The following is a 26,985-nucleotide window of genomic DNA, read 5'->3' as shown; positions in this document are numbered from 1 at the left end:
CCCGTACAAAAGCGAGTGGTAGCCGGCCATGCCCGGCCGGCCAACTTCGAGCGCGCGGCGTATTCACGCCGCGCTTCGCTCACTTCGACGCGGGCATGGCGAATTCAGCGCCCTTGTCGATGCTGTCGGGCCAGCGCTGCGTCACGCTCTTGTAGCGCGTGTAGAAGCGTACGGCTTCCTCGCCGTAGGCGTGATGATCGCCGAACAGCGAGCGCTTCCAGCCTCCGAACGAATGCCACGCCGACGGCACTGGACTCGGGACGTTGATGCCCACCATGCCGATCTGAATCTTCCTGGTGAACGTGCGCGCCGCTGCGCCATCCGCTGTGAACAGGGTGACGCAATTGCCCAGTTCGTGCGCGTTGACAAGTTCGATTGCACTGGCGAGATCCGGGACGCGCACCACCGAAAGCACCGGCCCGAAGATTTCTTCCCGGTAGATTTTCATATTCGGCTGCACGTTGTCGAAGAGCGTGCCGCCGAGGAAGAAGCCCTCTTCGTGCCCCGCCACGGTATGGCCACGCCCGTCCACGACGAGCTTCGCGCCAGCCTCGACGCCCGCATCGATATAGCCCCGCACCTTGGTGCGATGTGCGGCGCTGATAAGCGGCCCCATGTCCAGATCGGGCTCCATGCCCGAACCGATGCGCAGCGCGCGCACGCGCGTGGCGAGACGCTCGACCAGTTCGTCGCCGATGCGCCCTACCGCCACCGCGACCGAAGTCGCCATGCACCGCTCGCCCGCTGAGCCGTATGCCGAGTTGATCAGCGCATCGACGGCTTGATCGAGATTGGCGTCGGGCATCACGACGAGATGATTCTTCGCGCTGCCCAGCGCCTGCACGCGCTTGCCGCGTTTGGCGCCCTCCGCGTAGATATATTCGGCCACCGGCGTGGAGGCGACGACGGACATCGCTGCTACGTCGGGATGCTGAATCAGCGCGTCGACGGTGCCCTTGTCGCCATTCACCACGTTGAAAACACCCTTGGGAAAACCCGCCTCGATGAAGAGTTCCGCCAGCCGGATCGACGACGACGGCGTGCGCTCCGAAGGCTTGAGGATGAATGTATTGCCGGTCACGGCGGCCATGACGAACATCCAGCACGGCACCACCACCGGAAAATTGAACGGTGTGACGCCGGCAATCACGCCCAGGGGCTGATGCAAATTCCAGCTGTCGATGCCGCTGCTGCTTTGATCGGTGAAATCGGTCTTGAGCAGGTTCGGAATGCCGCACGCGAATTCAACGATTTCGATGCCGCGCATCACCTCGCCCCTGGCGTCCGAGAGCAGCTTCCCGTGGTCGCGTGTAATGAGTTCGGCGATTTCGTCCAGATGTGCCTCTAGCAGCTCCTTGAACCTGAACATCAAGCGTGCGCGCTTGAGCGGCGGGGTTTCGCTCCAGGCCCCAAAGGCGGTCTTTGCGGCCGCGACGGCGGCGGCAACTTCAGTGGTATTGGCAACCGGCACGCGCGCTGAAACGCGGCCGAGGGCGGGATCGTACACGTCGTTGAATCGGCCGCTCGCGCCAGCGGTGTATTGACCGTCGATAAAATGTTTCAGTTGGCGCACCGCGCCCTGGTTTGCTTCGCCCATACGTCCATCCTTTACAGTCCAGCGCTGCGCATGGATCGAAAAGAGTCCGCATTGCAGCGCGCATCAAGTCAAGTGGCCGGGCATCTGCATGACTCCCCGCCGGGATCGACAGTCATTGACCACCGACGAGAACAGTCTATGTTTTACGGCTGCCGGCTGAGGTGCTAGCTGCGACGGTTTCGGGACATTCCGGGCTCGTTTCCGGCCAGGGCGACCAGGCGGAAGTCATCGCTATCCGAAGAGTCGAATGGCGTGGCGATGCAGCGCTAAACACGGCCTGGCGGCGAGGCGTTGCCTTGTGCGGGAAGCGTGAAATGAAAGCGGGCGCCAACGGGGTCGTTCGGCGTCACCCATAAGCGCCCGCCGTGGCTTTGCACGATCGAGCGGCAAATGGGCAATCCCATGCCCAGACCGTCGGACTTGGTCGTGAAAAAAGCCTCGAATACGTCTTCCGGATTGCCGGCGCCGAGTCCCGGCCCGGAATCCTGCACGGTAATGCAAAGTTCGTTTTCGCCGGCCCTGTCCGTGCGGACAAGTAGCGTGCGCTCGCCGGCTTTCATTTCGCTCATCGCTTCGAGGGCATTGATCATCAGATTGAGCATGACCTGCTGCAGTTGCACCCGGTCGCCCTGAACGCGCGGCAACCCCTCGGTAAGCTCCGCCGTGAGTTCAACCCTGGACTTGCCGGCTTCGCCGCGCACGAGCGCGATCAGTTCCCGAATCATGTCGTTGACATCGAGCCCATCGGTGCGCAGCGGCTCTTTCTTGAAGTAAGCGCGGGTCCTGTCGACAATGCCATTGGCGCGGTCGCTGTCCGCGACGATCCGGGTCAGCGCGAGACGCGCTTCGTCGAAATTCGGCGGGCGGGCCGCGAGCCAGCGCAAGGCCGCGCTCGCATACGCCGCGATCGCGGTGATCGGCTGCTTAACTTCATGCGCGATCGACGCCGATAGCTGACCCATCGTCGCCACGCGGTTCGAATGCGCCAGCACCGTCTGAAGTTCGCGGTAGCGTCGTTCGCTGTCGCGCACATCCTGTTGCGCACGCTTCTGCCCGGTCAGGTCCAGGATGAACGCGACGCCCTGCCCCTCGCGGTCGCCGAATGCCGCTGCGCCGACCATGACGGGCACCCGGCTGCCGTCCTTGCGAAAATATTCCTTCTCGAAGGGTTTGGCGCTACCCGTGGCCGTCAATTCGGCCCTCACATGTTCATCGCGTTCGTGCCATTCCGGCGGAGTGAGGTCGGGCCAGCGAATCCGCCCGGATCGGAGATCTTCGGCGGAATAACCCACGATGCGCAGAAACGCATCGTTTGCGTCGACGACATTGCCTTCGAAGTCCCAGATGTGGATGCCGATGATATTGGAATCCACCAGACGCCGCACCTTTGCTTCGCGTTCCTGAAGATCGGCATACAGGCGAGTGTTCTCCAGAGAAATGGCAGCCTGCGACGCGAGCAAATCGAGCAGTGCGGAGCGGCGTGCAGTGAACACGTGCGAAGTCTCGGTGTTCTCCAGATACAGCAACCCACTGAGTTTTCCCTGTCTGACGAGCGGCAGGCAGAAGACGGACCGCGTGGCTCCGCTCGCCAGATACCCGTCTTCAGGAAAAAGACCGGATGTCACGGCATCGTCGATGATGACGCGCTTGCCCGTGTGTATGACGTAACGCAGCAGCGCGGCGGGTGTCGCGCAGCCACTATCCGGCAAACGCTTCACCTCGATTCCGTTGCCGTCGATACGCGCTTCCGCCTCGACGCGGTAGCCGTCTGGCTGCTCGGGCATGATCAGCAGACCACGGTCGGCGCCTGCGGTTTCCAGCGCGATCGTCATCAGGCGCTCGACCAGGCTCTTCAGTTCGATCTCGCTGGAAAGCGCGTGGGATGCCTTGAGCAGCGTTGCGGCGTCGAACTGACGCCAACCGAAGCTGAGCGTCGAGGTCAGCGTGCTGCCTTCGAGATCGGCCAGACGCGGGAATTCGCTGTCGAGCTGCACGATCTTGCTTTGCGCGCCCCAGGCGACGAAGCATCGGCGCGCATTGCGCAAATGGCCTTCGGCGCTGGTCGCGAGACCCATGCGCAAATAGAAGCGGCCGGCAAGTTCGCTGGCGAGGCCTTCGTGATGCGCAAAGCCATTCTCGCGAGCGGAGCGAATGGCCTGCTCGTACAGGTGCATCGCGTCGAGATCGCGCCCTTCCAGACGCGCGAATTCCGCGCCGAGTAACGCATGGCGGTTCTGATAGTTCTCCGGACAGTGTGCGGCCCAGATTTCAAACTTCTCGAGTGCCTCGGCTAGCGTGCGTTTGTAAATCCTCTGCTGCTCGGCGGAGGACTGGGGATAAAGCGCCGTCAGCGTCAGCATATGAAAAAAGTGAAAGGTCGGCTCGATCGCCAGCGCCATCACCGGACTAAGTACTGCCTGTGCCCGCTGCGCGGCCTTCAGCGCATCGGCGTAACGGCCTTCGAGAAACGCAAGAATGACTTTGATGATTCGATAGACGCCAATGGCACAACCGAAATTCGACTTGACGATCGACTCGAAACAGGCGGTTTCGTCGAAGGTCTCGTCATTCAGATCGAAAGCTTTGGCGGTCCGGCCCCGCAGACTGATGACGCATTGCCGTTCGACGCGAATCAGTTCGTAGACCGCGTCGTTGTGGCTCTGCCGCATGAGCGCCGCGTACCTTTCCGCTATCGCCTGCACGTCTTCGAGCGCGGCCCCGCTCTCGAGCGCCTGCCAAACCGCGTTGAACGCCACGTTGCCGGCAAAAACGAAATCGCCCGCTTCCATACATTCGGCTGTCGCCCGTTCCAGCACCGGAAGATTCTCGGCGATGTGGCGGCGCCAGAAATTGACATGAGCGCCGTACAGGTGCAGCAGTTTCCCATTGAGGTGCCGATTACCGAACTTCTCGTTTAGCTTCAGCGACATCTCCGAAACCTGAACCGCAGCTGGGATGTCGCCGATCAGCGAAACCAGGATGAGCGCGTAATTGCCGAACGCAAAACTGGAGTTGTCAGTATTGCCGTGCTGCAAGGACAGATTGACCGCCTTCAGCGCGATGAGCGGATAAAACGCGGGCCGCGCCGCAAAGGCGCAGTTCATCGCCTGCAGGAGCAGATTGACGATCGCGTGGATCGCAGGGTCCGTCGCCACCGGCGCCTCAACCAGTTCGCCGGCGGAGCGGCCGGCCTGATTGACGCGAACGTCGTGCAGGGCGGTATGGAACGCCGCCTGAATCTCCTGGTCGGTTTCAGGAAAGCAGACACCGAAGCCGCGAAGCGCGACGAGCGCGACCGCGAAGCTTTCGTCATATCTTCCTGCTAGCTGATACAACTCGATGCGCAAGCTGTAAATCTTTGCGCGGTCAAGACTGGAGTGCGCCGCGGCAAGCATCATGTCCGCCAGGGCATCCGCTTTTGCAAAATCGCCCACCAGATATTCGCACTCCGCTAACGCAAGATAGAGTTCGAACGTGCTCTCGTAGCGCCGCGTCCACGCATCGGGCGACAGCAACGCCACGGCTTGCGCCAGATAGCCGCGCGCGGCCACGTAGGCCGTCGAACGCATGGCCCGCCTTCCCGCGATGAGGTTCAAGGCAACGGCCTGCTCACGCTCCGTTTCGTCCACGATCAGCGCCGCGCCGCGATTGAGATGATTGACGATATCGAAAATCGCATCTTCGAGTGCATCCGGCGGCGTGCGCGACACCAGCGCACGGCCTATGCGCAGTTGCGCGGCGGCACGCTCGTCGGCGGGAATGAGAGCGTACGCTGCCTCCTGCACCCGATCGTGCGCGAATACATAGACATTGGCCTCGCGAAACACCAGGCCCGCTCGCACGGCTTCCCACAGGTCAGCGTGCATCTTCTCTTCGGAGCCGCCTCGAACCCAGGTCAGCGCGGCGACTTCGGCAACATTGCCCAGGCACGCCAACTGGCCTAGTGCGTCGCGCGCGGCGGGCGGCAGCCGGCTCAACCTGGTCGCCATCAGATCGGCGACGTTCTCGGTGTAGCCTTTTGCGCGAATGCGCGGCAGTTCCCAACGCCATTTCGCCGCGCGCGGGTCGAATGTGAGCAGGCCTTCATCGGCGAGCGCGGTCAGAAACTGGATCGTGAAGAACGGATTGCCGCCGCTTTTCTCATGCGCCAGTTGCGCGAGCGGTGCGGCGTTCGCGCGGTCACAGTGAAGTGCATCCGCCACGAGGTGTGCCACGCTGTCCCTCGTGAGCGGTGCAAGCTCGATTTGCCGCACTCTGCCTTCGGACCGGGCAATCGACTCGAGCGTGCGGGCAAATGGGTGCGAAGCGTCGACCTCATTGTCCCGATAGGCGCCGACCAGCAGAACGTGCCGCACGTCCGGATGCGTGGCGAGATGCGCGAGCAGATCGAGCGTCGCCGTATCCACCCACTGCAGGTCGTCGATAAACAAGGCGAGTGGGTGCTCTGGCCGCGCAAATACGCCGAGAAAACGTCGAAATACTATCTGGAAGCGATTTTGCGCGTCTTGAGGCGGCAGCGTCGGTGCGGCCGGCTGCTCACCGATGATGAGCGCAAGCTCGGGAATCAGATTCACGATGAGTTGCCCGTTGGGCCCGAGCGCTTCCATCAATGCGCGCCGCCACGGCTCGACCTCGGCTTCCCGCTTGCTCAGCAGGTTGCGCACGAGGCTCTGGAAGGCTTGCGCGAAAGGCACGTTCGGAATGCCGCGCCGGTACTGGTCGAACTTGCCGGACGCGAAGAGACCGCGCGGCGGGACCAACACCCTGTGCAGCTCGTTCACGACCGACGACTTGCCGATGCCTGGATAGCCCGAGATCAGCACCAGTTCGACCGACCCGCTGCCCACCACGCGATCGAACGCGGTGGTCAGTGCCTCGATTTCCGCCTCGCGCCCGTACAGCTTCTCGGGAATCAGCAACTGGTCGGACGCGTCGTGCTCCCCCAGCGGGAAGGGGTCGATGCGATGCTGCGCTTCCCATGCTGTGAGGCATGAGCGCAAATCGGCCTCCAATCCCGCCGCAGTCTGATACCGTTCTTCGGCGGCCTTCGAAAGCAGCTTCAGCACGATGCCCTCGAGCGCCTGCGGAATCGCGTCGCGCAATGCACGGGGCGGCGTGGGCTTGCGCGCGATATGGCAATGAATCCACTCCATCGCGTCCGAGGCCTTGAACGGCAGCGACCCGGTGAGCATTTCGTAAAGTGTGACGCCGAAAGAATAGAGATCGCTGCGCGTGTCGATCGAACGGTTCATGCGTCCGGTCTGCTCAGGCGCCATATACGCGAAGCTTCCGGCCACGATCTCGGGCGGTGGGGGCGGCTGATGTTCGTGCGGCAGTTGCGAAGCAATGCCGAAGCCGGTGAGCCGCACGTTGCCGCTACTGTCGACGAGCACGTTCGCCGGCTTGATGTCTTTATGAACGAGGCCACATCGATGCACGTGGCCCACCACCTTCGCCAGATTGACCGCGATGCGCAACAGGCGCGCGAGTTCGAACGGGCCCGCAAGCGAGCGACTGAGCGGCTCGCCGCCGTCGTCGTCGAGCACGAGCATGGGCGGCTCTCTGTGCCGGTAGAACGCGAGAGGCCGCGCCGCCCAGCTCGAATCGAGCAACGCGGCAAACCCGTATTCGCGCTCGAGGCGCTTCACGCCCGCCAGGTCCGCACGCGTGGCGACTAGCGCGAGCACCGAGACGGGATGGCTGGGTTTGCGGGCGCGATACAGTGAAAAATCGCCGTCGTCGCGCAGCGGCTCCAGCTCATATCCAGCGACATCCACGGCGGACGCTCCTGTCATGATGCGATTTTCATTCGCAGATGATTTTGCGCGCGCGCCCGTCTTTGCGCCATCGCCGGCGCAGCGAAGTCATCGATTGACCTGAACAATGGACATCGAGCGATGGATTACCCGCCATAGGTCGACTGCCATCCCGCTCGCAGCGCTTTACAAAGCGTAATAAGATTCGTGGCCGCCGTGGCTCTGCGCTGTTCGAGGTTTGCTCCTGCGCGACCGAGAGCGCGCGCTCGTTCATGGTCACGGCCTGCGCCAGCCGGTCGCGGCGGCGCTGTTCGGCCTCGTAGGTTACGAGCGCGTCGTCCACCTCCTGCCACGCGCCCAGCACCGTCTCCTCGTAGGCGATCGCAGCCTCCTGTTGTTGCGCCTCACGCAGCTGCGCCGCTTCTTTCAGGCGACTGCGTTTGAAGAGGGGCCGTCGTGAAAGGGCCGACGACGAACTGCCCGGGCGCCCAAGTGGCCAGACTCGAGGGTTGCAGACTCTGAAAGCCCGCACTTCCGTTGAGCAGTCAGCGTGAACGCGGTTTGCCCAGATCGTCTCACACGCCTGCTTGAGGAAGGCGTGGATATCGCCATAAGTATCGGTCATCTCGAAGAATCGTCCACATTTGGGGGCGTTTCGGCTCCATGCGGCGGCAAACCTTCGCGGCTCCCGCTTATTTCGCCGAGCATGGAGAACCCACGCATCCGCGCGATCTGGTCAGCCACATTTGCGTTTCCGTTACCGGAGTTTCGCAACCGCGGAAATCTGGTGCCCACTTTTCGGTCATACGAGCAGAAATCAACGCCGGTCAACCTGCTTCATCTCAAGCGGCGCGGGACGAGCCGAAAAATTCGGTCTTTCATGTCCTTCGTTACTGAAACGCTGCGAAACAATGCGTATCTTCTATGCGAGAGCGGCGTGACGACCGAAGGCGAATGCATGCTGAGTCAACGCGATAGTGAACTTTCAAGGCGTTCCGAAGCGCATGCCCAATATCTACAGCCGCTTATTCATTCACGCGACACGTCAGCCGTCATACTGAGTTCTCGGTAGCCAACTCGGACCGGGAATCGTCGTTATGCACTCGTCCCTCCCCCGGAATCGCACGTGAAGTTCTTTTGGCGTGATGCTCAGCCCCCCGAGACAACGCCATGCGCATATGCGGGGCGCGATGAAAGCGCCGCATTTGAATGCTAGCGTCTTGAGCGGCGAATCAGGGTCCTCCAGGAGTTTCCACGCCATGTCGACGCGAACCCGCTCGACGAACGTGCGGCGGGAACAATCGCCAGAACGTTGTTGACGCAGTCGCATGGAAGCTAGCCTGATCCCAAGCAAAGTAAGCGTCCTTCGTATGGCTTTTTCACTGCGCGTCATCGCGCCCGGCTTGCTGCCATTTGTTCCTGCGACTCACAACTGTTTGTCCACGTCCCGTATTCACGCCGGAGGCGTAGATGCGTAAATTTGTCGTCATCGGAACAGCAAGCCCGATCAGAAAGATAGTCCAACCTATTTCGAGGTTTAGATGGTGAACGCCATTCTCTATCTCGACTCGGCGCCATTCGTGACGGGCGAAATCCTTCACGTCGACGGCGGTCAGGTCGCCGGCCACTAAAGCGCGCTGCGCTCCACTGGCTCCGCCAGACAGACGAGGAGCGCCGTTCGCCGGCGCGCCTTGCAAAGATCAACATTAAGGAAAGCGAAATGCCGATCGTCACAATTCAGGTTACACGCGAGGGCACACGGCCCGGCACGGATTCCGTCACCGCGGAAGAAAAGGCCCAGCTTATCAAGGGCGTGAGCCACCTCATGCTTGACGTGCTGAACAAACCGCTGGAGGCGACCTTCGTCGTCATCGAAGAAGTGCCAACGGAAAACTGGGGATGGGGTGGCCTGCCTACCGACGTCTATCGACGACAGAAGGGACTCATCAAGTAAACGCGCGCGGCCCGCTCGAGAGCGAGCTTCCCGCGCAATTGCACCGGTTGCATTGTGGCGCTATCAATCTTCATCTGAGGCCTCGCATGAACACGGACGAGGGACTTCGAACACGTTCGCGAAATAGCCGCGCGAACGTGGCGGCAATGGCTGGCAACAAACACGCCTCACGCCCGGACCCATGGGAGCAGACACTCCTGCTACTCGACAGGCTGGGTGCGGCGGAATCACGCGCACAGAGCCTCAGCTCCACCGAACCCGCACCCAGTGCGCGCATCGCCGGGCCACACCGCAACGACGGAAGGTGCGGCAAAGGGCGCGACGCTACGATCGACGCACCCTGCGCAGCCGTCGTTACGCTGCTCGAGCGCCTCTCCCCCCGAACCGTTGTGTTGCGCTGGTGCTCCGCCTCGTGCCACTACGGCTATCAAATCTGGGTCTGCGCAAAGGCACGCCGGGCCGGCATGTGCGCGGTGAGCGGCAAAGCGATCCGTCGCGGCGATATCATCTACCGGCCCTCTACCCGAACGCCTGTCCTTCCCGTGAACGTGAACGCCATGATTCATCTTGCTGCTTTGGGCTGATGGCGGATCGGTAATCTGATTCGGCGCGCCAAGCGCGTCGACCGGAATTCTCTGCAACCGGAAGTTGTGAAAATGCATTCAAGGAGAGCATCGTGAAGATTCTGATGGTTTTGACTTCGCACGACGAATTGGGCAATACGGGACGCAAGACCGGGTTCTGGCTCGAGGAACTCGCCGCGCCCTACTACGTGTTCAAGGACGCCGGCGCGCAGATCGTGCTCGCGTCGCCCAAGGGTGGCAAGCCTCCACTAGACCCCAAGAGCAACGAGCCGGACTTTCAGACTGACCTGACACGTCGCTTCGAAGCCGACCCGGCTGCAGTGGCGGACCTGGGCAACACGGCAAAGCTCAAGGATGTCGCCCATGACGAATTCGACGCCGTGTTCTACCCCGGCGGCCATGGTCCACTCTGGGATCTCGCGGAAGACCCTGTCTCCATCGGGCTTATCGAGCGCACGATCGCGGCCGGGAAGCCCGTCGATCTCGTCTGCCACGCGCCCGGGGTTCTGCGATACGTGAAGGGTCCGGATGGCAAGCCGCTCGTCAACGGCAAGTCGGTCACCGGCTTTACGAACAGCGAAGAGGAAGCGGTTGGGCTCACCAAGGTGGTCCCGTTCCTCGTTGAAGACGAGCTCAAGGCGAAGGGCGGAAACTTTTCGAAGGGCCCCGACTGGCAGCCGTATGTGCTCGAAGACGGGCTGCTGCTCACCGGGCAGAATCCCGCATCGTCGGGGCCGGCCGCAAAGGCATTGCTGGAGAAGTTGAGCAAGCGTCAATGAGACTCGGCCCTCGTGCCAAAAGAGTGGCGGCTGCCCGGCGCGGGCGCCGCCCGCAACTCATCATGGCAAATCGTCATCACCGGAGCGTTGCAGTACCGGGTCGCGAAATGGGAACGTGGATCATCTTTGAGGCATCTATAGCTATCCGCAAGCGTTGGGTCGCTATCGGGATGGATCATGGCCAGAGGAGCGTGAGCATTTTCTTGCGCATTGTTCCGAACGGGGTTTTGCGCGCGCGGCACTTCGACAGATCGCCGCTGAACTCCTCGTTGTCGCGCCCAATACTTCGATATCAGTGAATTCACGTTCGTCGCACAGGACGTAGAGGCTGCCGCTGATCGCTGGGTGCGCCTTCAGTGTCGACGCCAGCGGATTCGCCATTGTCGCTGGTCTCGTCAGCGATTCGTTTCAACGGCCAGATCATGGCCGCGTTTTCTCGATTGTCTGGAGCAGCCACAACAGGAGACCCGACCCTTGGCACATCTGATCGAAGAATTTTCGGACTTCATGCACGATTGAGCGTGGACTGTCTTCAAAGACCATCGCGGATCGATGCTGGTAGGCGCGTCGCCGTCTCGACCACTTACAAACCGCAAAGCACCCTTTGGCGCGCCTAGCGGTGCGAACGACTAGGCGCAACTGTCGTCCCTGATTTGCCGATTGTCGATTCCGCTGTCAATCGCGACCTTAGTGTTCTATAACATAGATGCAGCAAGGTTCTTATTGGTCAATGACTTGACAACGTCCTTTCGCCAGCACACTTGTTGCGCACCCCCTCTGCCCCGCCCGGTCCCAGCCTCGCCCACGTAGTCATCGAATAGGTCAGGCGTTGCGCGCAAACGGTGCCACAAGCCAACCTCGCATTTGCTCGGCTAAACGTCGTTGGAGACGACGCTGTTTGGCATCTGATGGAGCGAAAAAAGAATCGGCAAGTAGCGAGAAAAGGTCTATTGCAACTTTCGCACGCTACACGGGATGCCAATTTCCTTGTTATTCGAGGATCGTGCTTTTTGCAACCCATTGACGAAAAAGAGGTGACGAGATGAAAGTGCAACTTATAGGTATAGTCAGTGCGGTGTACCTGCTCGGTGCGACCGGCGCCGCCCAGTCGCAGCAAATGCAACCGCCGGGCGCAACCGACCCGTCGTCTGCGCAGCAGCCCATGACAACTGTTCAGCCGGGCACGGCTATGGACCACACCACTGACCCGGGCTATGGACCCCAGCCCGGTGGAAGCAGCGGCAGCGGCAAAGCCAGAAACGGTGCGCCGTGCACAGTGGGCCTTTCGTGCGATATCTTTCAGGGCAGCTAGCTCGCCCTATGTCGCCAACGCAGGCCTGACCCGCACGCGGAAATTTCAATGACCACGCGTTGATTGGGCCGCGAGCCAGAAAACCAAACCTATCGAACTTCATGGAGTACATAGATATGAAATCGCCAAAAGTCGTGGTAGCAATCGCCGCGGTTATTGCATTCGGATATGTCCAGGCGCAGGATATGGCGCCCGCAACACAGCCCACAAATCCCAGCGTGTCTTCGACAAATTCTGTGGGTGGTGTGCCCGCCACGAGGAGTGACGCTGGCGCTCCAATGGGAAAGACCCGGGCCCAGGTTAAGCAGGAGCTTGAGCAGGCACGCCAATCGGGCGAACTCGACCGCATAAACGCGGAGTATGGGGGTCAATAAGCACGGCGATTGCTCGCACCGGTCCGGGCTGATGTGTTCCATGGTAGTCGTCAATTTGCTATGCGGCTCGGGAAAAGGCCAGGCATGTTGCCCCCGAGAACGCAAACGATGGACACGGGTTGTGTCGCGATAAGAATATTGCGACGACGCGGTTCCTGGAAGATCAGGATCACTTATATATTCGGCGAATAGGATTGCTCGACACAGTCCGCTAATACCCGCGTCTTTCATCTGCCATTTTCCTGACCATTTTCATTACTTCGACACCTGACAGGGTAGCCTATCGCATGACTGCGCGCTCGGCTCGGTGGTTGGTCGACGCCAGCCTGCCGACACCGGCCCGTTCACAGTGATCCGAAACGGCGATCTTCAGCTCCGGGATGCGTGCGTGCGGTATCGGCCGTTCGTTCCAGATATTTCGAATAATCACAGAACCATGCGTGCTCGCCACGGTACACTCCACGGCGGCAGGATTTGGCGATTGGCGCGCTTTGAAAAGCACGCACGACGTCGGTGATAACGCCGAGTGGCAGCGATTTCTGAATCGGCTACAGTGGCCAATCAAAGATTGATAGGGCTGCTTCTGCATGCACACCATTCCCCAAAAGAGTGAGAGCGACCTCGAACTCGATCTTCACCATCTGCAAGTATTCGATGTCCTGCTGACCGAACACAGCCTCACCAAAGCCGCGCGCGTGCTCAACCTTTCGCAGCCCGCGTTGAGCAAGACGCTCGCGCGGCTGCGACTGTATTTTGGCGACCCGCTGTTCGTGCGTGTGGGATTGCGCATGGAGCCGACGCCCAAAGCGCTCGAGCTGTCGGAACCCGTGAGGTCGATACTCAAGAACTTTCGCGCTCTTCGCTCCGAGTACGCATCATTCGATCCGAAGATGTCGACACGCAAATTCAGTTTCTTTCTGGTCGATGCGGGGGCAATCAAGATCTTCCCGGCACTTCTGAACTATCTCGCGGCGGAAGCACCCGGCATCTGCGTACAGTCGATTCCCTGCGATGCGCAACATCTAGATCTGTGGCTCGAGTCGGGTCTCGTCGACCTCGCGATCGGCTCCTTCCCTTCGCTGACGATGGGTATCCGGCGCGTCCCGCTGTGGACTGAGTCCTATGTGAGCGTAACGCGCAGGGACCACCCGCGCATCGGCAGTCATCCGAGCAAAGCGGATTTCATCGCGGAGAAGCATGCACTCGTGTCCGCACTGGGCACCGGTCACGAACACCTGGCCGTAGAGCGGCTCATCGAGTCCCAGGTACCGAGCCGGAACATCGTGTGTCGGGTTCCGGTCTTTACGTCGGCGGCGCTGATAGCGAAACACTCGGATGTTATCGCAACCGTGCCGCGAAGCCTCGCCGTTGCAATGTGCCGCGATCTCGATTTGCAACTGGTTGAGCCGCCGATCGAGCTGCCCAGGCTCGAAATCGCCCAGTACTGGCACGATCGATGTCACCTCGAGCCCGGCAACCAGTGGCTTCGCAATACCTTTCGCAAGCTCTTTTCGACGCGGTGCTGAACTGCATTCCGCCACGGCGGGATCGAATGGAAACCCGAACGCGAATCCGGATGGAAGTTCGCATCGGAATCCGCGGGCGTCGCAAGATCTTTGCTACGGCTGCGGCACACACGATATGTGCACCGCCTGGCTCAGTTCACTGAGTTCAGCACAAAATCGTAGTCTAGCGTGTAGCCACCGTCCGGCTGTTTGACCCACTCCGCCACCAGCGTTTCTCTCACGCCGAATACGGCATCGGAATCCAGATAGCGATCCCCTTCGCGGAACACATGCGTGACGAGGGTCTGATAGTTCTTTGCGTTGATCATGAAATGAAGGTGCGCAGGACGCCACGGGTGTCGCGCAGTCGCGCGCAGCAGTTCCCCGACCGGGCCATCGTCCGGAATCGGGTAGGCGACGGCGAGCACGGTACGAAATTCGAAGCTGCCGTCCTCCTGTGAGCTGAGCACGCCTCTCGCCTGATGGATGTCGAGATTCGGGTACTGAACGTCGTAATTACCCGCGGCGTCGGCCTGCCACACTTCGATCCGCGCACCCGCCACCGGTACGCCGTCGAGGTTCTTCACCGTGCCACGCACGATGCAAGGTTCGCCCGATGCCCCATTGGCGATGTCCGCACCGTTTGCGTACTCGGGCGCGCCGTCCACGTGGAATGGGCCGAACACCGTCGATTCCGTGCAACCTCGCGGCTTCCTGTTGTTCATCGCGACGGTCAGCATCGACAATCCCAGCACGTCGCTCAACAGGATGAATTCCTGACGTTTGTCGTCGCACTTGTGCCCGGTCCGGGTCAGAAATTCGATCCCAGCGCGCAATTCGGCTTCGGTCAGTTCGACGTCGCGGGCGAAATCGTGCAAATGAGTAATGAGGCTCGTGAGGACGAACTTCAAACGGGGATCCGGCGTAGCGGCCAGCAGATCGAGCACTGCGTCCGTGACAGTGTGTTCGTCGAGATTGCGCATGTTTGGCTCCGGAGGAAGTTGCGTGGATAACGCTAATCGAGCGATGCGAAAGCCTATGTCACACCGCTTGCTGAACTCGCCGTGTCACATACTCGGCCGCACGCCTTCGTAGGCGTCCTGTAGCAATCGCCTGAGCGCCGACTTTTCTAGCGCCCGGGGATTCGGATACTGATTCTGCAGCGCGATCGCGCACGCCTTGTCGAGGTCCGACTCTTTCATGCCGATGTCTTTCAGCGCCAGCCGTGCGCCGTTCTTTTCCGCGAGGTCGAATACGGCTTGCGGTGCGCTGACGCCATAAAGCGCGCTCGCGATCCGCCCCATCGCACGTGTGGCGGCCTTCGCGTTGTAGGCCAGTGCGTGCGGCAAGATGATCGCGTGCGTCTGCGCGTGCGGCAGGTCGAAGCTTCCGCCGAGCGTATGGCAAAGCTTATGGTGCAGCGACATCGTCACCGCCCCCAACACCGATCCGCACAGCCATGCGCCATACAGCGCATCCGCGCGTGCGCGCCGTACGTTCGCATCGTCGGCATCGAGAGTCAGTAGCGGCAGTGCCCGTCCGATCGCGGCGATGCCCTCGCCCGCGATCAGATCCGTGATCGGATTTGCGTCCACCGCGTAAAGGCCTTCAGCCGCATGAGCAATCGCATTGATCGCGCTGCTCACGCTCAGCGATACCGGCAACGAATACGTGAGCTCGGGATCGTAAATCACTGTCCTCGGTATCACGCGACTGTCGCGGCCGGTCTTTTTTAAACCCGCTTCGGTGATGCCGTAGATCGGTGTCATTTCAGAGCCGGCGTAAGTCGTCGGAATAGCGAGGATCGGAAAGTCCGACTCCAATGCAATGGCCTTTCCGAGTCCTGTCGTTGATCCTCCACCGATGGCGATCGCACAGTCAGCGTCGAGACGGCGCGCCACCTCGCGTGCCTCGCGGGCAACTTCGATAGGCACATGCATGGCCGCTTTCGCAAACACGCCAGCTACGCGCGCGCCGAGAAGTGCCGCAACGCGCTCGGCGTCCTCGCGCTGATCGGGAGTCGCGAGTATCAATGCGCGATGGGCGCGCAGCCGCTCGACTTCCGCTTCCAGCCGGCTCAAAGCGCCGGCACCAAATACGACGCGCTGAGCATGGCTCGTATAAACGAACTCGTTCATGATAGTAGTCGCCTCAATTACTTTGGATCGGCTGTCGTGCCGACCGCAACGCGGCTCGCAGTCACGTTGGTTCGATCGAGGAACCGAACGGTCATTGCGTCACCGATGACGATCTTCGTGGTTCTCGCGGCCAGCACGCGAACCGTGCGGCCACCGCGGCCGGGTTGTTGCTCGCGTACCTGCAGGACCGCGCTGGTCCACGGCGACGCGCCCTGCTTTTTCACGGTGCCGGCGTAGTTTCCGGCGGGGGGTGAACACATGTCACCGGGCACGGTCAAGTCGATTGCATGGCAAGGCGCCGCGAGCAGGCCGTGCACGGTGCCGGGCAACTCGTGCGGACGGGCCAGCATCGCATTGGCCGCGACCATATCGCCTCGCTGGATCAAACGTCTGGTCTCGCTCGACGAGCAATGCGCGCCACCCGCGATGCGCGAATCGAGTTGCAACGGCACCGGAACGACCTCGAACCCGAGTCGGCCGCCGAGCGCGCTCAGATACTCGATATCGCCCCGTCGCCCGCTGCCGCACGCAAAGTTCTCGCCGACGACGAGTGAGCGCATGCCGAGTCTGCCGCCCAGCGTTTGCTCGACGAAATCGTCTGCGGACTCTTCGCTGCGAGCCCGATCGAACCGCAGCACCACGCAATAGTCGACGCGGCCTGTGGATGCGAGCAGCGACATCCGACCTTCGAGCGTGGACAGGAACGCGGGACAGGCGGCGGGACGCAAGGTGGCGAGCGGATGAGGATCGAACGTGACCACCACCGTAGGAAGCGACGAGACCGCACCTCGTTCCCGCAACTTCTGCAGCACATGTCGGTGTCCGTGATGGACCCCATCGAACATGCCGATCGACACCACCGACCCCGATAGTCTGAATTCGCGTGGATCGGAGATGACTAGCATTCAAGACTCCCGTTGTTGCGAAAGAACGGTACCGTGCTCATGCACGGTACTCGCATTGCCCCGCCGCTCGAGTCACACGTTGATCCGAGCCGTTGACTATTCAGACGGCCATGGTGCCGCTCAATGCCAGCGACTCCTGATGCCGCGCCGAATCGAGCGCCTTCGCGTAGTCCGCGGTCGCCTTGTAGTCGCTGTCGTCGTCGATTTCGGACTCGATTCCGCAGACGCGCCGGGCGAGCTTCGCGTACGGGCCCGAGCCGGAGAACTCGGCGCGCTGCATCGTCAGCGTGCGAATCGCTTGCAGCGGCGTGCCATTGAAGTTTTCGAACACGAACAGACGGCTGCCCCAGTCCGTCAGGAACAGGTCGCGGATCACTCGGCCTATCTTCAGGCGGTCGTGCGGCTTGCCGACCGGGCCGCTGTTCAGGCGCTCGAACCACGGCTTGAGCGTCGCATCGTTCCACTGCTTCTCGCTCGCGAAGATCAGCGCACTGCGCCCGCACAGGTCGACGAGCTCGTAGATCATCGCCGAGAAGTGCTCAAGATACAGTGCGCGTCCAAAGTCGTAGATGAGAATATTCGGCTTGTAGTGCCCCCCCGGCGTATGAAACCCGAGTTCTTCCGCCCCGATCACGTGCGCGAGCATCGCCTGATGGAACCCGATCAGCTTCGCGACCCGCGTCATCACCGCGGGAATCTTGCTGGTTCCGATATGCTCGGTGATCAGCACAGCAAGACCCGCCATCAACTCCGCGCGCACCATCTGACGCACCAGTGCATGGTAGTGGAGCCAGTCAAAAACCCGTTGCGGATAGAGCTTCGCACGCTCGGGATTGCCGATGTGAAACACGTGTGACCACGGAATGAATACGTTCTCGAAAAGCGTCATGCCGTCCAGTTCATCCCCCTGCGATGCGAGCGGATGTTCTATCGAGTCCTCCTTCGCGAGGCCTTCCCGGCAGACGATCGTCACCCCCTTCGTATTGACCGGCGTAGCCGCGAAAATAACCTGCTCACCGGGTATGCCAGGCCGGAAGAACACGCCGATATGAATCCAGTCGGCGAATGCGACGCCCGTGCCGATCGCCTTGATGCCGTTGACGACGATGCCTTTTTCGTTCTTCTCGACGATCTGAAGGGCCGGCGAGCGCGCCTGTGCGTCAGGATTCGAGCGGTCCATTTGCGGATCGACGAATTGCGGCGCGCAATTGAAATCGTGGTCTTTCGCGAAGTTGACGAAATCGACGATGTTCTTTGCCTTGATATGGCCGTCCGCGCCGATCGATTGCTTCTCCCACGGCACTGGATCGTCGAGGTAAGTCTGCAGCACGTAGTTGTTCACGTCCGGACTACGCGGAAACGACGCACCGGCCATTTCCCGCATCACCGTTTCGTGATACTTCCGCTTGCGCCGTAGTTGATCCTTGTTGTGATGTCCGTACCATTGCATCGAACGGCGCCCGCCGTTCTCGTCGACGTAGGTCAGGACGTCCTGCAAATCCTCACGATGATGCAGGTCGTAAAAATCCGCGTGGCGCTGCGCATGATCGCGCGTTTTCGGATGCGTGGCGACGTTGTCGATCTTTTCGTTTCCCACCCAGACTTGGCGCCCGTCATTCAGGGATTCGAGGTATTGGCGACCGGTTCGGATCATGACTATTCCTTTTGCGTAATGAAGTGAAGAGACCGCTGATTAACAGGTGGCGGGGTGAGTCGTTACATAGGCGCGCCGATAGTAAGCAAGCGGCCGGCCGTCGTCCGACTGAATCGTCGCGATCACGCGAGCGAACAACAGGCTATGCGTGCCGAACTCGATCGCATCGACGAGATGGCAGTCGAGCGTCATCAGCGCCTGTTTGCAATACGGCGCACCGCTCGCGAGGGTTCCCCACTCGCTGCCGGCAAACCGTTCCTGCATGGAGGCGGCACCGACGCCGGCGAAGAGCTGCGAAAGTTCGCTCTGTTCGGCTCCGAGCCAGTTGAGCGTGAGTACGCCATTCGCCTTGATTACGCCATTGGCGAAGCTCTTGCGGTTCACACAGGCGAGCACGGTCGGCGGCGTGTCGCATACGGAGCAAACGGCCGAGCAGGTCACACCCGCCCTTCCGTTGGGCCCATCGGTGGCGAGAATCGTGACCGGCGTGATCGCGCTGGACAGCGCCTGCCTGAAGTCGGTCGCGCTCACGTCCGCCACCGTCGTCGCCGGCAGATTCGGCTGCAGCGTGGCGATGGCAGAGTCGGATGCCAGCTCTCGTCTTTTCTGCGTGTTAGGCATGACGCGGTCTCCAAATCCAATGTTATGCGGGGGCTGCGTTTCCAAACGCCACGGAAGCGCATCGCGCCCGCGAACCCGGGACGAGAAGGTATGTGGCGAAGTACTTCGGCACCTTCTCCAACTCGACCCGATTGACTTGACTACCCGATTACAACGTCGCCAGGTACATCTCGTCGGCCCCTTTCGTGGCGAGCCCCAGTTCGGCGGCGACCGCTGCCACCCCCTGTTTCGCAAGCGCGAGATCGACCCGGCCATCGGAGGTGAAATGCGGCCGGATGTAGCGTTCGTAGTGTTGTTCCGCTTCGCTGCGCGTGAGTCGCCCCAACATCGACGCGATATGTTCGACCGCGAGGCTCGGCTGTTCGGCGATCGTTTTCAGCGATCGTTTGTACGCGCGTACCAGCGCTTGCAGCGCCGGGTCGTCGAGTGCGATGCGCGAAGGGTCAACCGCGAGCCCTACGGTGGGGATCTGGAAGTGATCGCCGACCCACGCCAACACCGAAAAGCCTTCTTCGCGTGCCACCTGTTCTGCCGACAACGTGCTGCCCACGTAAGCCGCGTCGATCGTTCCGTCGCGCAGACGCCGCAAATCCATCTGGTAGTCGCCGGGGATTCGCTCGACGCACTCGACGTCGCGATCGGGATCCAGCCCGTGCTTGCGCAACACGATCCGCGCGAACACCCCCGGCGCGGTGCGCGCCCCGTGCACGGCCAGACGGCGGCCACGCAGCTGTTCCATCGACCGCACGCCATTAGCGCCGACGAACCAGAACAGCGGTTGGTGCGTATTGACGCTCAGCGCCGTCCATTTGATGCCGTCGGTCATCCGCGACAATAAAGCGCGGCCCAGACCGATGGTTGCGCCGGCGCGCACGCGCTCGGTTTTCCAGACGGCGCCGTCACGCAACGCGACGTGAACGCCTTCATCTTCGAAATATCCCTCCTGATCAGCGACATGCGCGACCAGTTCTTCGTGAATACCCGCACCAACATAAGTCAGGTCGATCGAGAGCTTCGTCATGTGAATCTCCTGTCAGGACAATCAGATGCAATTGAAAGTGTGTTTCGCCAGGTCGTGGATCCGATTCGGCGTCCTGCCGTGTTTACTCCATTCCAAAGCCGCCGCTGACGGGAAGGTAGTGCCCGGTGGTGAAGCCCGACGCTTCGCTTGCGAGGTAGACGACCGTATCGGCCACTTCCGTCGGATGCGCGAGCCGGCCCATCGGTATCGATGCCGCGATCGCCTTCAGGCGCTCCGCGGAAATCAGGCCTGCCGAGGTCGCACCTTCGACGGTGGTCGGCGCGACGAGATTGGCGGTAATGCCGTGCGGCGCCAATTCAAGCGCGACATAGCGCACAAACTGGTCGAGAGCCGCCTTCGCGGTGCCGAGCGTGATCATCCCGTTGCGCGGCCGACGTGACAGCAGCGCACTCAGATAGATGAGCCGGCCATGCCTCCGGGTCATCATGCCCGGAACCACGGCCTTGGTTGCCAGAAAGGCGGCGTGCAGTTCCGTATCCAGCTTTCCGCCAAGCTGCTCCCAGCTCAGGTCGGCGAACGAGGTCACGTCATACGGCGTCAGCGCGTTGTGCACGAGGACGTCGACTCCGCCCCAGCGCTCGTTCACGTGCTCCACCATCGCGGCGACGTCGTCAGACCGGGTGACGTCGGCTTTAATCGCGATGGCTTCACCGCCGGCCGCAGCGATCGTGGCGACCACGTCATCGGCCTGAGCCGCGCTGTTGCGATGATTGACGACGACCTTGTAGCCTTGCCTGCCCAAGGCGGCCGCAATGGCTGCGCCGATACCTCGGCTTGCTCCAGTGATTAGCGCGACGGACATGGTGTCACCTCCGTGTTGGGATTGATTGGATATTCACAACTGGAGCACGCGCGCGGCTCCGCGTTGGTGTAATTCGTTGTACTCATGTGCGAAGCGACTCCTTATCAGGTCAGTGATGGATGCATCGGCAAACAACGCGCAAATCATGGACACTTATTGCATTCGTCGCGTCGTGAACGCGTCGTGTGTCTTTCTGTTATCTACAGTACCGCGTCGATATGTTCAGTACTACGCATGTCGGGTCATGGACACTATTCCGTCGTGGAATGAAGCTCGTCTCTCCTCATGCGATGCGGATCGACGAGGCATCCGATCGCACATCTACTATTGAAACGGCATATACATCTGCAGCCAGACGCGGTTTCCTTCTGGCCGGTTGCGGACCATCATTTCGCGCTGGTACTTGAGTGCGACGGAAAACTTGCGATTGCCGTATGCGATCGACGGGCCCACGCCCAACGCCTGTCCGCGGTTGCCATTGCCGTTGACCGGAACGCCGTGTTGTAAATCGTCCGTCGTCTGCTTGTAGAAATACCCGCTCACGCCGACCTGCCACATCGGCGTGAAGCGATAACCGGCGTTGTAGTCGACGATGAATTCATTGCCGGAGTGATAATCGGTAGCGTGATTGACCGAGCTCACGCTGTAAAGCGCTCGCGCGCTGAATTCGATATTCGGCGTCGGCAACCATGTGACCGCGTAATTCGGCTGCATCGAATAGTAGTTGCGGCCGGGATTGACGATCCGGCCCGGGTCGTAGCTGCCTGTCGGGACAAAAAATTCGAGGCCAATCACCTGATGCAGGTTGCCGATATGCCAGCCGAGGAAAAGCGGTCCGAGCGTCAGATCGGACCGCCCCGTCGCATGCCCGCTCTTGTGTACCCGACCTTTTGGCGTGTGCGCGTCGAAGTGCACGTCGAGATTGACGAACGGGATGTTGGTCCTCGACTCGAGCGTCGCACCGAACAGCGTCACGTCCCGCCACACGTGCGACAAGCGGAATGCCAATGCCTGCGCATGAAGCGAAAAATCCGATACGCTGCTCGATGGGTCGCCGTTGTTTCCTGCCAGCGTGGTCGCTTCGTAGTCTTGCAGGTAGACATACAAGTGATTGCCAGGGGCCGGCTGAATGCCCGGCAGCAGTGTGTTCACGCCGACCGGATAGTTGTTCCCCCCGCCCTCGGTTGCATGGACGGTTGCTACCCGGCAGCATGATGCAACCGCGGCGCCCGCGATGAGCGGGACGCTGACACACCGACGCAAGCCGCGATACTCGAAAAAGGGCATGGCTTTCCCTTCGCGCTCGTCAGGCAACGCACGGCGCTTTAGATATTGCTCTGAGTTGGACTGCGAATGAAGTGCTTGTGAGAGGCCGTGCGCCTCACGCACCAGCCCGGCGATGCGAACCGGGCGTGTGCGTGTGCTGTAAGCACAAGCACCGCAAAGCGTCTGAAGCGCGCTTCGTCGGGACGCTATGAGTTTCGGTCCCGATCGGAATGGACCGGGTAATCGGGTGCGAACATCAGATTGGGGATATCGGGCTTGTTTGCGGCAGAGGTTCGCGAACCGTTATACGTCATGGGCTCGATTGCACGGGAATGTCCTGCTCGCGAATCGTCACTTCGCAAATCTTCGGCGTGCGGATATCGTCGTGGAATGATGCACGCTGCGGACTCGCGCTCGAGTCCGCGCGGCGCCGCTTGCGGTGGTAATTGCGCGTAGGACATTTCACTTCTCCCGGTATCGGGCAGACCTACCGGTCACCCGCAATGGAGAACGCTCGGGATTTGGCCGTACACCGTGCCTTCCGAACCGTCGCTGTTGGACTACATTAGGCTAGCCAGAATGATCGCTCTATAGACGCGGCGTCATAGACACTATTCCGCCGCGTAATGGGGCGGACCGGCGTAGGACGTAATCAATCTGCCACCGGTCTTGCCAGTAACCGCAGGCAAGAACGCACGCAAGATGACACTATCCAGACAGCCTTGAACTTCAGCGCGATGTGAAACGAGTTAAGGATGCTTCCCCTAGCGAGCTGGCTGCCATCCACAGCCTGGCCGAATTCGCGAGCGTCATCGCTGATCTGCGTTTGCTGGAATGGCTCCGCCGTTGCAGGCAATCCGAGGGACGACAGGTAGCGGTCGTGTTCGCTTGCCCATTGCGCATGCACGCGAGTTCAGCCGATGGCTTCTACGATCAGCCCGCCGTGGTCGGCGGCGTTTTGGAGGCGTTCGCCGCCGTGGTCGCCGACAAGGCGGCCCATGCGCGCTCGGCGTTTTCGCATAGCGAGGTTGCCGCCAACGCTGCGGTCGAAATTGTCGCCATTGCTAAGATTCCGCGCGCCTGAGCGGCCCGCACCACACGCAATTGATGCCCTTCCCGCTTCGCGCCCCGCAAGTCGCGACTCGAAGCGCCTCGTGAGCCGGCCCAAAGCCGGCTCACTTCACTTAGAACATATCCGACGCCGCCTGACGCACCGCGTGCTTGCCGCCAGCTTCCTGCTCATTGCGAGAGGGGATGAAAGGCCCGGTGATCATCTCCGCATAGCTTTGTCCCGGCCCGACCATCGGAAACACATCGGCGTTCTGGTCGATCATCACTTCGAGAAAAGCCGGCCCGGGGAATCCGACGAAAGCTCGGAGCTTGCCTTCCAATTCGGCGATCGCCTCGACGCGCTGCGCAAACTCGAACCCGTCGGCCTTGGCCGCCATCACGAAGTCCTTCCGATGAAGTGACTTGTCGCTCACGCATAAGCGTCCGTCATAAAAGAGACGCTGCCACTGCCGGATCATCCCGTCACCGACGTTGTTGAGCAACAGCACCTTGATTGGAACGCCATACGTGGTCGCGGTCTCGAGGTCGCCGATATTCATCCGCATGCTGCCGTCGCCGTCGATGTCGATCACGAGGGCATCCGGGCGCCCTATCTGCGCGCCGATCGCCGCGGGCAGCCCGAAGCCCATCGTCCCCATGCTGCCCGAACTCAGAAAGCTTCGCGGCTCGACGAAGTCGAAGAACTGCGCAGCCCACATCTGGTGCTGCCCCACGCCGGTAGTCACGATGGCCCGGCCGCCGGTGATCTCGCTGAGCTTTTCGACGACGAACTGCGGCTGGATCAGCGGGCTGTTGCGCTCGTAGTTCATGCCGTAATGCCGCTTCAGTTCGCCAATATGGTCGAGCCACGCCGCCGGAGCCTCGAACTGTGCATCGTGGTCCATCAACGACAGCAACGCGTTCTTCGCATCGCCGACATGAGCCCAATGCGCGCGTTTCACCTTGTTGATTTCGGCCTCGTCGATATCGATGTGTGCGACGTGGCGCGCTCGCGGCGCAAACGCGTGTGGGCGGCCGCCGGCGACCCGGTCGTCGAACCGCGCCCCAACCGCGATCAGAAAATCGCAATCCTCCACTGCATAGTTCGCACAGGCTGCCCCGTGCATGCCGAGCATGCCAAGGCCCAGTTCGTGTTTTACCGATATCGTGCCGAGCCCCATCAACGAATGCACCACGGGAATCCGGTAACGCTCGGCAAACTGCCGCAGCTCCCGGGTCGCCCCAGCTGTGATGATGCCGCCGCCGACATACAGCAGCGGACGCCGGCTTTGCGCGAGCAAATCGAAAAACTCGGCGCGCTTGCCGTGGTCGAGATGCGCGCCTTTGGCCACCTTGCGAAGACGATCGGAGTAGCCGCGAAACGCGAGCGTGCCCTGCCCCTGCCACCTACCGGTCCAGTTCTGGATATCTTTCGGCACATCGACGACGACGGGGCCGGGCCGTCCGGTGCGCGCGACTTCGAATGCAGTGCGCAGTGTCTGTTCGAGTTTGTCCGGATCGGTGACGAGAAACACCTGCTTCGCGCACGCCGACATGATGTTGAACACCGGCGCCTCCTGGAATGCATCGCTGCCGATCGCGCCGCGCGGCACCTGTCCGCAGATCAGCACGACCGGCACCGAATCGCCGTTGCAGTCGGCGATCGGCGTCACCGCGTTGGTCGCGCCGGGGCCGGACGTGACCATGAAAACGCCGACCTTGCCGCTCGCGCGCGCATAGCCCGCGGCCATGAAGCCCGCAGCCTGTTCGTTGGCCGGTACGACGAGGTTGATCTGCCGTGCCGGATCGTGTGCATGCAGTTCGTTGAAACGGAACACAGCGTCGTAGGTCGGCAGGATTGCACCGCCGCTATAGCCGAACACGGTATCGACGCCCTGTTCGCTGAGCACGCGCAAGATGATGTCGGCACCCGACATCGATTCACCGGCAGACGGTGCTTCATGAATTTCCTGCACGGCAGTTTTCGAGTTTTTGCTCATACCTGACTCGCGTCAAACTGGTCCTCTGGATTCTGACGACAATCGCCGCGGCTTGCCTGGACAAAAGGTTCATCCACGGGCCAGCATGGATCGCATCCGGGCCATCCAACGGCGCGGCGATCCGATCCGGCGAAGCGGCTTCGGATGACGACGTCGACTTCGACTTTCGCGTCGGGATCGACCGACTTCATCGCATGCACGATCGTCGGAGCATCATCTCTACGGACGACAGTTTTCATCGCGACCTTCATGATTTACCTCTGCAGTCAACGACGTTCGAACCAGGCGGTAACGCGCGATCAATCGGGGGTTGTCTGGACATCGACTACCGCCCCCCGATTCGCGCCGATCCAGTGAATCGCGGCGGCGAGCACGCCGAGCGCGATGCCGAATACGACGATGCCGGTCCACCCATAGCGCGCCATCAGCCAGCCGCTAAGCGTCGCGCCGACCGCACCGCCGAAAAACGTGGCCGTCATATAAAGGCTATTGATGCGCCCCTGAGCTTTCGGATCGACGGCAAAAGCGCGCGTCTGATTCGATACAAGGCCGGACTGCACGCCGATATCGAGCACGATCACGCCGACGATCAACAGCGTCAGCGAGCTCGCCGCGCCCGACAGCAGCAGATACGCGAGCGTGACGATGCCGATGCTGGCGCCGATCACCTTGCGGAACCCGACGCGATCGGTCGCATTGCCGCCGAGTGAAGCGGCGAACGCGCCGGCCGCGCCGATTACGCCGAAACCGCCCGCCCACGCGCTGCCGAGATGCCACGGTCCGCTCGCGAGAAGCGCCGCGAGATTGACCCAGAACGCGTTGAAACACGCCCACAGCAAAGCCTGGATCAGCATCGATTCGCGAATTGGACGGTTGTCGCGCGCAAGCGGCCACAGCGAGGCGAGCAGACGTCCATAGGAGAGGTTTGTCGACGGCACGCCGCGCGGCAGCAGCGCCGCGGCCGCGATCCAGACCGGCACCATGAAGGCCGCTTCGGCGCCGTACACCGCGCGCCATCCATACGCCGCGCCGATCACGCCGGCGACCGTACGTCCGGCCAGGATGCCGATCATGATCCCGCTCACGACGGTGCCGACGTTCCGCCCGCGCTCGCTCGGCACCGACATGACGGCGGCGAACGGCACCAGTTGCTGCGGAACGCAGCTGACGATGCCGAGACCAAACGACGCCCCGACGAGCGACCAGATGCCGGGCGCGACGGCCGCGGCGACGCCGAACACGCACGCGAGCGCGATCTGGATCAGCACGAGCTTGCGGCGGTCGAACCGATCGCCGAGCGGCAGCAGCAATGCGAGCCCGCTCGAAAAACCGAGCAGTGCCGTCGCGGCGACCAAGTCGACCGTCGTCACGTCGACGCGCAGGCCCGCCGCAATCAGCGGCAGGATCGGCTGCGTGCAGTAAATGTTGGTGATCACCGCGCCGGCGATGATCGCCATCATGAGGATCTTTCCGCGCGACGCGAATGCGGGCGCGGCGAAACGATCAGTGAGGTGGGTTGAGTCGCGCACTGCAAAGCTCCTTATTGTTTACTCCTCCGGCTTTTGCGGCGACATGCCGCCCTCCGGCTTCCGGTTATGAACGTTACGCGCTTGCGTTGATCAAGAGAATCCGTCAGGATCGAGATT

At 61.4% G+C, this 26,985-nt stretch carries 19 protein-coding genes and 2 pseudogenes; 7 read left to right on the top strand and 14 right to left on the bottom strand.

What is annotated here, in order from left to right:
• Positions 1-79: 79 nt before the first annotated feature.
• The 3 genes and pseudogenes from G5S42_RS05110 to G5S42_RS05100 all read right to left on the bottom strand — a co-directional run.
• Positions 80-1,597: a CoA-acylating methylmalonate-semialdehyde dehydrogenase gene (locus tag G5S42_RS05110; RefSeq protein ID WP_176105812.1), complete on the bottom strand. Its 1,518-nt coding sequence runs from the start codon at positions 1,595-1,597 to the stop codon at positions 80-82.
• 266 nt (positions 1,598-1,863) lie between these two features.
• Complete coding sequence (locus G5S42_RS05105) at positions 1,864-7,374, bottom strand: trifunctional serine/threonine-protein kinase/ATP-binding protein/sensor histidine kinase (protein WP_176105811.1); 5,511 nt, start codon at positions 7,372-7,374, stop codon at positions 1,864-1,866.
• Positions 7,375-7,499: 125 nt separating this feature from the next.
• Positions 7,500-7,895, bottom strand: a pseudogene (locus G5S42_RS05100) (TolC family protein); the annotation flags it as partial.
• A 999-nt stretch (positions 7,896-8,894) separates the two neighbouring features.
• Between G5S42_RS05100 and G5S42_RS05095 the strand changes: the two are divergent.
• The 6 genes and pseudogenes from G5S42_RS05095 to G5S42_RS05070 all read left to right on the top strand — a co-directional run.
• Positions 8,895-8,984, top strand: a pseudogene (locus G5S42_RS05095) (3-oxoacyl-ACP reductase); the annotation flags it as partial.
• 89 nt (positions 8,985-9,073) lie between these two features.
• A complete protein-coding gene (locus G5S42_RS05090; protein ID WP_176105810.1) occupies positions 9,074-9,307 on the top strand; it encodes a tautomerase family protein in 234 nt (77 codons plus the stop codon).
• Complete coding sequence (locus G5S42_RS05085; RefSeq protein ID WP_312883525.1) at positions 9,253-9,891, top strand: DUF3331 domain-containing protein; 639 nt, start codon at positions 9,253-9,255, stop codon at positions 9,889-9,891. Before G5S42_RS05090 ends, G5S42_RS05085 begins: the two co-directional genes overlap by 55 nt.
• A 92-nt stretch (positions 9,892-9,983) precedes the next feature.
• On the top strand, positions 9,984-10,670 hold the full coding sequence (locus G5S42_RS05080; protein ID WP_176105809.1) for a type 1 glutamine amidotransferase domain-containing protein: 687 nt from the start codon (positions 9,984-9,986) through the stop codon (positions 10,668-10,670).
• 1,413 nt (positions 10,671-12,083) lie between these two features.
• Complete coding sequence (locus G5S42_RS45105; RefSeq protein WP_312883524.1) at positions 12,084-12,356, top strand: DUF4148 domain-containing protein; 273 nt, start codon at positions 12,084-12,086, stop codon at positions 12,354-12,356.
• A 587-nt stretch (positions 12,357-12,943) separates the two neighbouring features.
• Positions 12,944-13,882, top strand: coding sequence for a LysR family transcriptional regulator (locus G5S42_RS05070; protein ID WP_176105807.1), 939 nt, complete (start codon positions 12,944-12,946; stop codon positions 13,880-13,882).
• A gap of 131 nt (positions 13,883-14,013) precedes the next feature.
• Here G5S42_RS05070 and G5S42_RS05065 read toward each other — a convergent pair whose 3' ends face one another.
• The 8 genes from G5S42_RS05065 to G5S42_RS05030 all read right to left on the bottom strand — a co-directional run bounded on the left by G5S42_RS05065 (position 14,014) and on the right by G5S42_RS05030 (position 22,310).
• Positions 14,014-14,844, bottom strand: a complete 831-nt coding sequence (locus tag G5S42_RS05065) for an intradiol ring-cleavage dioxygenase (RefSeq protein ID WP_176105806.1) — start codon at positions 14,842-14,844, stop codon at positions 14,014-14,016.
• Positions 14,845-14,928: 84 nt separating this feature from the next.
• The gene (locus tag G5S42_RS05060; protein ID WP_176105805.1) at positions 14,929-15,999 is read right to left on the bottom strand and encodes a maleylacetate reductase; all 1,071 of its coding nucleotides are present in this window, start codon (positions 15,997-15,999) and stop codon (positions 14,929-14,931) included.
• A gap of 17 nt (positions 16,000-16,016) precedes the next feature.
• Positions 16,017-16,904 carry an FAD synthetase family protein gene (locus G5S42_RS05055; protein WP_176105804.1) on the bottom strand — a complete coding sequence of 296 codons (888 nt, stop codon included), beginning with the start codon at positions 16,902-16,904 and terminating at the stop codon, positions 16,017-16,019.
• Between the two features lie 100 nt (positions 16,905-17,004).
• The gene (locus G5S42_RS05050; RefSeq protein ID WP_176105803.1) at positions 17,005-18,558 is read right to left on the bottom strand and encodes a 4-hydroxyphenylacetate 3-hydroxylase N-terminal domain-containing protein; all 1,554 of its coding nucleotides are present in this window, start codon (positions 18,556-18,558) and stop codon (positions 17,005-17,007) included.
• Between the two features lie 39 nt (positions 18,559-18,597).
• The gene (locus G5S42_RS05045; protein ID WP_176105802.1) at positions 18,598-19,179 is read right to left on the bottom strand and encodes a flavin reductase; all 582 of its coding nucleotides are present in this window, start codon (positions 19,177-19,179) and stop codon (positions 18,598-18,600) included.
• A gap of 148 nt (positions 19,180-19,327) precedes the next feature.
• The gene (locus tag G5S42_RS05040; RefSeq protein WP_176105801.1) at positions 19,328-20,200 is read right to left on the bottom strand and encodes an ABC transporter substrate-binding protein; all 873 of its coding nucleotides are present in this window, start codon (positions 20,198-20,200) and stop codon (positions 19,328-19,330) included.
• 82 nt (positions 20,201-20,282) lie between these two features.
• Positions 20,283-21,023 carry an SDR family NAD(P)-dependent oxidoreductase gene (locus G5S42_RS05035; protein WP_176105800.1) on the bottom strand — a complete coding sequence of 247 codons (741 nt, stop codon included), beginning with the start codon at positions 21,021-21,023 and terminating at the stop codon, positions 20,283-20,285.
• A 324-nt stretch (positions 21,024-21,347) separates the two neighbouring features.
• Positions 21,348-22,310 carry a SphA family protein gene (locus G5S42_RS05030; protein ID WP_176105799.1) on the bottom strand — a complete coding sequence of 321 codons (963 nt, stop codon included), beginning with the start codon at positions 22,308-22,310 and terminating at the stop codon, positions 21,348-21,350.
• 805 nt (positions 22,311-23,115) lie between these two features.
• Between G5S42_RS05030 and G5S42_RS05025 the strand changes: the two genes are divergently transcribed.
• Entirely contained in the window at positions 23,116-23,373 is a 258-nt protein-coding gene (locus G5S42_RS05025) for a RidA family protein (RefSeq protein ID WP_246391811.1), read from the top strand.
• 100 nt (positions 23,374-23,473) lie between these two features.
• Here the strand turns inward: G5S42_RS05025 and ilvB are convergent, their stop codons facing one another.
• Genes ilvB through G5S42_RS05010 form a run of 3 tightly spaced genes read right to left on the bottom strand, consistent with a single transcriptional unit; the run spans position 23,474 to position 26,868 of the window.
• Positions 23,474-25,339, bottom strand: coding sequence for a biosynthetic-type acetolactate synthase large subunit (gene ilvB, locus G5S42_RS05020; protein ID WP_176105798.1), 1,866 nt, complete (start codon positions 25,337-25,339; stop codon positions 23,474-23,476).
• A complete protein-coding gene (locus G5S42_RS05015) occupies positions 25,336-25,590 on the bottom strand; it encodes a hypothetical protein (RefSeq protein ID WP_176105797.1) in 255 nt (84 codons plus the stop codon). Before G5S42_RS05015 ends, ilvB begins: the two co-directional genes overlap by 4 nt.
• Before the next feature lie 48 nt (positions 25,591-25,638).
• A complete protein-coding gene (locus G5S42_RS05010; RefSeq protein ID WP_312883523.1) occupies positions 25,639-26,868 on the bottom strand; it encodes an MFS transporter in 1,230 nt (409 codons plus the stop codon).
• Positions 26,869-26,985: the final 117 nt, after the last annotated feature.

This window comes from Paraburkholderia youngii, assembly GCF_013366925.1.
Taxonomy (GTDB): Bacteria; Pseudomonadota; Gammaproteobacteria; order Burkholderiales; family Burkholderiaceae; genus Paraburkholderia; species Paraburkholderia youngii.
The sequence above is the reverse complement of the archived record's forward strand: the minus strand, read 5'-3'. Positions and strand labels throughout refer to the sequence as shown.

Coding starts and splice junctions, on each gene's coding strand:
- G5S42_RS05060 (WP_176105805.1), bottom strand. CDS start 15,999: ATGAACGAGTTCGTTTATACGAGCCATGCTCAGCGCGTCGTATTTGGT.
- G5S42_RS05035 (WP_176105800.1), bottom strand. CDS start 21,023: ATGTCCGTCGCGCTAATCACTGGAGCAAGCCGAGGTATCGGCGCAGCC.
- G5S42_RS05110 (WP_176105812.1), bottom strand. CDS start 1,597: ATGGGCGAAGCAAACCAGGGCGCGGTGCGCCAACTGAAACATTTTATC.
- G5S42_RS05070 (WP_176105807.1), top strand. CDS start 12,944: ATGCACACCATTCCCCAAAAGAGTGAGAGCGACCTCGAACTCGATCTT.
- G5S42_RS05015 (WP_176105797.1), bottom strand. CDS start 25,590: ATGAAGGTCGCGATGAAAACTGTCGTCCGTAGAGATGATGCTCCGACG.
- G5S42_RS05055 (WP_176105804.1), bottom strand. CDS start 16,904: ATGCTAGTCATCTCCGATCCACGCGAATTCAGACTATCGGGGTCGGTG.
- G5S42_RS05090 (WP_176105810.1), top strand. CDS start 9,074: ATGCCGATCGTCACAATTCAGGTTACACGCGAGGGCACACGGCCCGGC.
- G5S42_RS05065 (WP_176105806.1), bottom strand. CDS start 14,844: ATGCGCAATCTCGACGAACACACTGTCACGGACGCAGTGCTCGATCTG.
- G5S42_RS05040 (WP_176105801.1), bottom strand. CDS start 20,200: ATGACGAAGCTCTCGATCGACCTGACTTATGTTGGTGCGGGTATTCAC.
- ilvB (WP_176105798.1), bottom strand. CDS start 25,339: ATGAGCAAAAACTCGAAAACTGCCGTGCAGGAAATTCATGAAGCACCG.
- G5S42_RS45105 (WP_312883524.1), top strand. CDS start 12,084: ATGGAGTACATAGATATGAAATCGCCAAAAGTCGTGGTAGCAATCGCC.
- G5S42_RS05030 (WP_176105799.1), bottom strand. CDS start 22,310: ATGCCCTTTTTCGAGTATCGCGGCTTGCGTCGGTGTGTCAGCGTCCCG.
- G5S42_RS05045 (WP_176105802.1), bottom strand. CDS start 19,179: ATGCCTAACACGCAGAAAAGACGAGAGCTGGCATCCGACTCTGCCATC.
- G5S42_RS05050 (WP_176105803.1), bottom strand. CDS start 18,558: ATGATCCGAACCGGTCGCCAATACCTCGAATCCCTGAATGACGGGCGC.
- G5S42_RS05085 (WP_312883525.1), top strand. CDS start 9,253: ATGGGGTGGCCTGCCTACCGACGTCTATCGACGACAGAAGGGACTCAT.